Origin of the sequence: Stenotrophomonas sp. 3diitr2024, assembly GCF_042136455.1 — a bacterium.
GTDB lineage: Bacteria > Pseudomonadota > Gammaproteobacteria > Xanthomonadales > Xanthomonadaceae > Stenotrophomonas > Stenotrophomonas sepilia.
The window spans coordinates 1-6959 of record NZ_JBHHMJ010000735.1 but is presented as its reverse complement, the minus strand read 5'-3'; the positions used below and the strand labels follow the sequence as shown (position 1 = coordinate 6959).

At 68.9% G+C, this 6959-nt stretch carries 9 protein-coding genes; all 9 read right to left on the bottom strand.

Features of this window, described 5'->3' with window-relative positions; translation table 11 throughout:
* Positions 1-79: 79 nt before the first annotated feature.
* The 9 genes from ABGA94_RS19350 to ccmA are packed head-to-tail and all read right to left on the bottom strand — an operon-like array spanning position 80 to position 6841.
* Positions 80-1069 (bottom strand): tetratricopeptide repeat protein, encoded by a 990-nt coding sequence (locus ABGA94_RS19350; protein ID WP_375367948.1) that lies wholly within the window; start codon positions 1067-1069, stop codon positions 80-82.
* Positions 1063-1512, bottom strand: a complete 450-nt coding sequence (locus tag ABGA94_RS19345; protein WP_065178270.1) for a cytochrome c-type biogenesis protein — start codon at positions 1510-1512, stop codon at positions 1063-1065. The genes ABGA94_RS19350 and ABGA94_RS19345 overlap by 7 nt, the downstream gene beginning before the upstream one ends.
* A 4-nt stretch (positions 1513-1516) precedes the next feature.
* Complete coding sequence (locus ABGA94_RS19340) at positions 1517-2134, bottom strand: DsbE family thiol:disulfide interchange protein (protein ID WP_005417655.1); 618 nt, start codon at positions 2132-2134, stop codon at positions 1517-1519.
* An 8-nt stretch (positions 2135-2142) separates the two neighbouring features.
* Positions 2143-4062, bottom strand: a complete 1920-nt coding sequence (locus tag ABGA94_RS19335) for a heme lyase CcmF/NrfE family subunit (RefSeq protein WP_375367947.1) — start codon at positions 4060-4062, stop codon at positions 2143-2145.
* Positions 4063-4524, bottom strand: a complete 462-nt coding sequence (gene ccmE / locus ABGA94_RS19330; RefSeq protein WP_005417653.1) for a cytochrome c maturation protein CcmE — start codon at positions 4522-4524, stop codon at positions 4063-4065.
* Positions 4521-4709 (bottom strand): heme exporter protein CcmD, encoded by a 189-nt coding sequence (locus ABGA94_RS19325; protein WP_005417652.1) that lies wholly within the window; start codon positions 4707-4709, stop codon positions 4521-4523. The genes ccmE and ABGA94_RS19325 overlap by 4 nt, the downstream gene beginning before the upstream one ends.
* Entirely contained in the window at positions 4706-5476 is a 771-nt protein-coding gene (ccmC, locus tag ABGA94_RS19320) for a heme ABC transporter permease CcmC (RefSeq protein ID WP_005417651.1), read from the bottom strand. Before ccmC ends, ABGA94_RS19325 begins: the two co-directional genes overlap by 4 nt.
* A gap of 43 nt (positions 5477-5519) precedes the next feature.
* Entirely contained in the window at positions 5520-6215 is a 696-nt protein-coding gene (gene ccmB, locus ABGA94_RS19315; protein ID WP_006456616.1) for a heme exporter protein CcmB, read from the bottom strand.
* On the bottom strand, positions 6212-6841 hold the full coding sequence (gene ccmA / locus ABGA94_RS19310; RefSeq protein WP_032954317.1) for a heme ABC exporter ATP-binding protein CcmA: 630 nt from the start codon (positions 6839-6841) through the stop codon (positions 6212-6214). Before ccmA ends, ccmB begins: the two co-directional genes overlap by 4 nt.
* Positions 6842-6959: the final 118 nt, after the last annotated feature.

Below are 6959 nucleotides of genomic sequence, written 5' to 3'. Positions count from 1 at the left end.
GGCCGCTGGCCGGCAACCTCATGAATCCTGATGCGCCTGCGTGGTTGCCGGCCAGCGGCCGGCACTACCGGGCGGCGCGTTATGGAAACCGCAGTTCCACCACGCCTTCATGCGGCAGGCTTATCTTCACCGGAACGCTCTGCAGGTCATCCTCGCTGCGGTTGGCGCTGCCGCTGCGCGAGATGCGTGCCAGCACTTCCACTTCGCGATGGGCCGACAGCGGTGCGGTTGGCATCGGACTGTCAGCGTCGCCCAGCGCAACCGTGGCCGGGAAGCTGGCCAGCGGCAGCTTGCGAGCGGCCACCGGCATCGGCGGTCCATCCACGGCGCGCGCCAGTACGAACACCTGGGTGCTGGCGGGCCAGTCGGCGTTCTTCAGTGCCGGCAGCTGCACGCGCACCTGCAGCAGCGCCGCTGGCGCCGCAGCGCCAGCATCGGGCGCCTGGCCAGCGGCCTCGCGGGCAATCGCGATCTGCGCCTGCAGCGCCCGCGCGGCGCCCGGTTCCAGTCGCGGCAGCAGGCCGCTCCACACGTCCGCAGCCTCGGCGTTCTTTCCGCGCTGCCGCAGGGCGATGCCCAGCAGCCAGCTGGCGCGCTCGGCGTCGGGGGCCAGTGTACGTGCCTGCTGCAACCAGGCCATCGCGGTGTCGTCGAACTGCTTGCCGGCATCAGCCTGCGCGCGCGCCTGCGCGGCTTCCACCAGCACGCCCGGATCATCCGGTGCCAATTCGGCGGCCTTCGCGAAGGCGTCTGCCGCAGCTGAGGCATTGCCCAGTTCGGCCTGCGAACGCCCGAGCAATGCCCAGCCATCGGCACGCTGAGGGTCGCGCTTCAGTGCATCCTGCAGGGCCTGCACCCCATCGCGCAGGGTGGCTACCGACGGCGTCGGCTGCACCTGTGCTGCACGCGGATCACCGACCAGCAGGTACAGGCAGGCACCGGCCACGCCCAGTGCGAACACGCCGACCACGAAACCGCGACGACCTTGGTGGCGCAACGGCCACAGCACCAGTGCTGCCATCAGCGCAGCAACCAGGCCGGCCAGCACCGGCAGCCAATGGTTCACCATTCGTCTCCTTCATCGGCCTTGCCGGCCGGTGCCGCGCCGACGGTGCGTCCACGTCGGCGGACGATGCCCAGCACCACCAGTGCACCGGCGCCGAGCACCAGCAGGGGGCCACCCCACAGCAGCCAGGTGCCAGGCTGCAACGGTGGTTGATAGAGCACGAACTCACCGTAGCGGGCGACCAGGAACTGCTTGATCTGTGCGTCGTCGTGGCCCTGCTGCATCAGCTGCAGCACCTCGCGGCGCAGGTCCTGCGCGATCTGCGCATTGGAATCGGCCAGCGACTGGTTCTGGCACTGCACGCAGCGCAGCTGCGCGGCCAGGTCATGGAAGCGGCGTTCCTCGGCATCATCGCGGAACTGCAGCGGCTGCGGATCGTGCAGCGGCTGCTGGGCCAGTGCGGCCAGCGGCACCATCAGGAGCAGCAGCGCCAGCAGCCAGCGCATCGGCTCAGGGCGCCGTATGCAGGGTGTTGCCGGCACTGCCCTGGGCCTTCTCGATCTTCTGCAGTGCCGGGATCAGCTTCTCGTCGACCACGCGCTGGGTCATCGCGCCACTGTACTTCCAGCGCACGATGCCACTGCCATCGACCAGGAACGTCTCCGGTGCGGCGGTCACGCCCCAGTCGATCGCGGTGCGGCCCTCGACGTCGCTGAGCACCACCATGAACGGGTTGCCCAGCTGTTCCAGCCAGTGCAGCGCGTCAGTCGGGTCATCCTTCCAGTTGTAGCCGATCACGCGCACGCGCTTGCTCTCGGCAAAGCGGGTCAGCACCGGATGTTCTTCGCGGCAGGCCGCGCACCAGCTGCCCCAGACGTTCAGCAGATAGGGCGCACCGCGCAGGTCGTCGCTGTGTACGATCATTTCCGGGTCATGCAATACCGGCAGCGCGAACGCCGGCGCCGGCTTGTCGATCAGGGCCGACGGCAGCACGTCGCGCTGCGGGTCGCCCGATTTCATCACCCCGTAGATCATCAGCCCGAGCAGGCCGAAGAAGAACAGCACGCCGATCACGATGGCTACCGGCGGCAGCGGGCGGGAGGGGCGCGGGGCGGGGGACTCGGACATGGGAACTCCTACGGACGACGGAAACGGCGGTCGGCGGCGGTGATGAATCCGCCCAGGGCCATCAGCAGCGCGCCCAGCCAGATCCAGCGCACGAACGGCTTGATGTGCACCCGTACCGCCCATGCATTGTTGCCCAGCGGCTCGCCCAATGCCACGTAGACATCGCCGTCGAAGCGTGCATCGATGCCGGCCTCGGTCATCACCTGGCCGCCGCTGGCGTACTGGCGCTTTTCCGGATGCAGCAGGGCCAGCTCGCGGCCGTCGAGGAACACGCGCAGGTGGCCGCGGTCGGCGATGAAATTCGGCCCTTCGCGATGGTCCACGCCCTCGAAGCGCACTTCGTGGCGACCGATCACCAGCTGCTGGCCAGGCGCCAGCGCCACTTCGCGTTGCACGTTCAGCGCTTCCACCAGCAGCGCGCCCGCCAGGAACACGGCGATGCCGGCGTGGGCGACGATCATGCCGAGCATCTCGGCGGTGAAGCGGCCATTTCCGCGCAGGCGCTGCCAGACGAAGCGTGCGGTGCCGAGTGCGACCCAGGCCGCAGCGGCGACGCCGATGCCGGCCTTCCAGCCGTTCTGCGGCGCCTGCCACCAGGCCAGCGCGCCCAGCAGCAGCGCCAGTCCCAGCCAGGGTGCCAGCAGCGCGAAGGCGCGCGAGGGCTGGTCACGCTGCCATTTCACCAGCGGGCCGAACGGCAGCAACAGGATCATCGGTGCCATCAGCAGCAGGAACAGGCTGCCGAAGTAGGGCGGGCCGACCGAGATCTTGCCCAGCGACAGCGCATCGGCCAGCAGCGGGTACAGCGTGCCCAGCAGCACCATTGCGCAGGCGGTGGCCAGCAGCAGGTTGTTGGCCAGCAGCAGGGTCTCGCGCGAGGCCGCGGTGAAGCCACGGCGTGGATCATCGGCATCCACGCTCAGCTGGCTGGCCCGCAGCGCATACAGCAGCAGGCTGCCGCCGACCAGCACCGACAGGAACACCAGGATGAACAGGCCGCGCGAAGGATCGGCAGCGAACGAATGCACGCTGGTCAGCACGCCCGAGCGCACCAGGAAGGTGCCCAGCAGCGACAGCGCGAACGCAGCGATCGCCAGCAGCAGGGTCCAGCTGCCGAAGGTGCCCCGTTTTTCGGTGACGGCCTGTGAATGGATCAGTGCCGCACCGACCAGCCACGGCATGAAGCTGGCATTTTCCACCGGGTCCCAGAACCACCAGCCGCCCCAACCCAGCTCGTAGTAGGCCCACCAGCTGCCCAGTGCGATGCCCAGGGTCAAAAAGCCCCAGGCGACGTTGGTCCACGGCCGCGTCCAGCGCAGCCAGCGCGCATCCACGCGACCTTCCAGCAGCGCGGCCACTGCGAATGCGAAGGGCACCGCGAAGCCTACGTAGCCCAGGTACAGCATCGGCGGATGGATGATCAGCCCCGGGTCCTGCAGCAGCGGGTTGAGGTCGCGGCCTTCCAGCGGCGCCGGGTTCAGGCGCAGGAACGGATTGGAGGTGAAGATCAGGAAGGCGACAAAGCCGACGCTGACCACGCCCATCACTGCCAGCACGCGCGCCTGCACCGGTGCCGGCAGGTGCCGCGAGAACAGCGCCACCGCGCCGGTCCACAATGCCAGCACCAGCGCCCACATCAGCAGCGAGCCCTCATGCGCGCCCCACACCGCCGAATAGCGGTAGATCAGCGGCAGCAGCGAATTGGAGTTCTCGGCCACGTAGCGCACCGAGAAATCCTGCTGCACGAACGCGGCGGTCAGCACCGCGAAGGCGCCGGCCAACAGCAGCAGCTGCGCGAAGGCGGCAGGCCGCGCCACTGCCATCCATGCCGCGTTGTTGCGATGCGCACCGACCAGCGGCAGGCCGGCCTGCAGCAGCGAGGCCAGCAACGCACACAACAGCAGGATCTGACCCAGTTCGGGCAGCACTCAGCGCACCTCGGGGGCCGTCACCGGCACGTCGTGCTTGCGATGGGCATCGCCCATCTTGTCGGCCACTTCCTTCGGCACGTACTTCTCATCGTGCTTGGCCAGCACTTCGTCGGCAACGAAGACACCGTCCTGCAGGCGGCCACTGGCGACCACCGCGGTGCCTTCGGCGAACATGTCCGGCAGGATCCGCGAGGTGGTCACCGCCAGCTGTGCATCGCCGTCGGTCACTTCGAAGCGCGCCTCCAGCGAGCCCACCGGGCGGTTGAAGGAGCCCTTCACCACCATGCCGCCCAAGCGGAAACGCGACTGTGCATCGACATCGCCGCGCAGCACTTCCGAAGGGGTGTACAGGTAGGCGATGTTGCGCTCCAGCGCCATCGCCACCAGCGCGGTGGCCAGGCCGGAGGCGAGCAGGGCCAGCAGCACCCACACCAGGCGGCGACGCTGCACCGGGGTCATCGTTCCAGCTCCGTCGACAGCGTCGTCGCTGCGTCCTGCCTACCAGCGCGGGTCTGCTGCCGCTGCTGGCGGGCCAGTGCCAGCCGGCGCGCCACGCGCAGGCGCAGCCAGGAACCGAGGGCATCGGCGCTGAGTACCAGCACGAATACGGCGTAGGCGCCGATCACATAGGGCAGGTGGGTCATGGCTGGGCCTCCCGGGAGGCGCGCGCGGCATCGACACGGCCGCCGACCCAGGCCTTGCCGGCCTCGCGGTCGAGATTGTCGGCGCGGGCCTTGGCCAGCACCGAACCGGCGAACCAGAACTTGGTGCCGATCACCATCCACCACAGCGGCGCGATCATCGCGCTACTGATCGCCGATTCACCGAACACGCTGATCGACTGGCGCTGGTGCAGGCCACCCCACCAGTCCACCGAATAGCGGATCACCGGCAGCAGGCTGACACCTACAATCGCCAGCAGGCCAGCGGCGCGCGCGGCGCTGCGGCGGTCTTCGATGGCGTGGTACAGGCCGATCACGCCCAGGTACAGGAACAGCAGTACCAGTTCGCTGGTCATGCGCGGGTCCCAGTCCCACCAGGTGCCCCAGGTGCCCTTGCCCCAGATGCTGCCGGTCAGCAGGGTGATGAGGGTGAAGCCGGCGCCCATCGGCGCGCAGGCCATGGCCAGGATCTCGCAGACCTTGATCCGCCAGATCAGCGCGATCGCGGCATACAGCGCCATCAGCGCGAACACGAACAGGCTCATCCAGGCACTGGGCACGTGGATGTAGAGGATCCGGAAGCTGTCCAGCTGCTTGGCTTCAGGCGGCACCACCAGCAGCGCCTGCCACATGCCGACCAGCAGCACCGGCACTGCAGCAAGGTAGAACACCCGCGACCAGCGGGCAGCGAAACGGTCGAACGTGGGAGGCGAACCGAGTTGGTGGAACCAGCGGACAATCGGATTCATGCGTGGCGGCTATCCAGCAGGGGTGGATTGGCTCTCAGCTCGGTCAACTCAGAGAAATACGTATTGCAGCGGCGGTGGCCAGCGGCGCCAGCACCAGCGCGACCAGCAGGCCGGCGCCCAGCATCAGCAGCGCACCGACCGGATCCTGCCCGCGCCCGGCTGCCGCCAGGCTGCCTGCGCCGAACACCAGCACCGGCACGTACAGCGGCAACGACAGCAGCGCCACGAGAATACCAGAGCGCCGGATGCCAACGGTCAGTGCGGCGACCACGCCACCGATCAGGCTCAGCAAGGGCGTGCCCAGCAGCAACGATGCCAGCAACATCGGCAGCTGGTCATGCGGCAGATGCAGCATTTCGGCCAGCAGCGGGCTGACCACGATCAGCGGCAGTGCCGTGGTGGCCCAGTGCAGCAGCACGCGCACCAGTACCAGCCAGGCCAGCGGCACCGGCGCCAGCAGCCATTGCTCCAGCGAGCCATCTTCGGCGTCGGAACGGAACAGCGAATCCAGCGACAGCTGTCCCGCCAGCAGCACGGCCAGCCACAGCACGGCGCCGGCGGTGGCGGCCAGCAGTTGTGGCTCACGACCCTGGGCCAGCGCGAACAGCACCACCACCAGCACCGCGAACAGCAGCGGTTGCAGCGCGTCGCCGCGGCGGCGCCAGAGCAGGCGCAGGTCGCGCTTGAGCAGGGCGCCTGCGGTCTGCCAGAGGCCTGGTTCGGTACCCGGCGCGATCATGCGGCACCGCCGAGGTCGAGCTGGCGGGTACGTACCGGCGGTGCGGCATAGGCGCCATGGGTGGTGACCAGCGCAGCGCCGCCGGCGCGCAGGTGCGCCGAAATCATCCGGTTGACCAGGGTGATGCCCTCCAGGTCGAGGTTGGCGTAGGGTTCGTCGAGCAGCCACAGTGGCGCCGGCGACAGCCAGATGCGCGCCAGTGCCAGCCGCCGCTTCTGCCCGGCCGACAGGTGGCGTACCAGAGTGTCCTCGTAACCGGCCAGGCCGACGATGGCCAGCGCGTTGCCGGGCATCTGCCGCGCACGGCGGCCGTGCAGGCCACACAGGAAGTGCAGGTTTTCCAGCGTGCCGAGGTCCGGCTTCAGCGCCGGCAGGTGGCTGAGATAGGCGACATAGCGCGCACGCTCTGCGTTGCTGGCCGGCTTGCCGTCGATCCGCACCTGGCCGGCGCCGGGCCGGGCCAGGCCGGCCAGAACGCGCAGCAGGGTGGTCTTGCCGGCGCCGTTGCCACCCTGCACCAGCAGGGCTTCACCCGCGTCCACATGGAAGTCCAGCGGGCCGAACACCGGCTCGTCATTGCGGGAGAAGCTCAGGCCGCTGGCGGCCAGCAATGCAGGGGTGTCCAAGGGGCAGGGGTCTTCATGCCGGAGTGCGGTCGCAATTGTAGCGGTGAATTCACAGGGTAGTGCCGGCCGCTGGCCGGCAATCTCGCCATCTGCCAGCCGAGGTTGCCGGCCAGCGGCC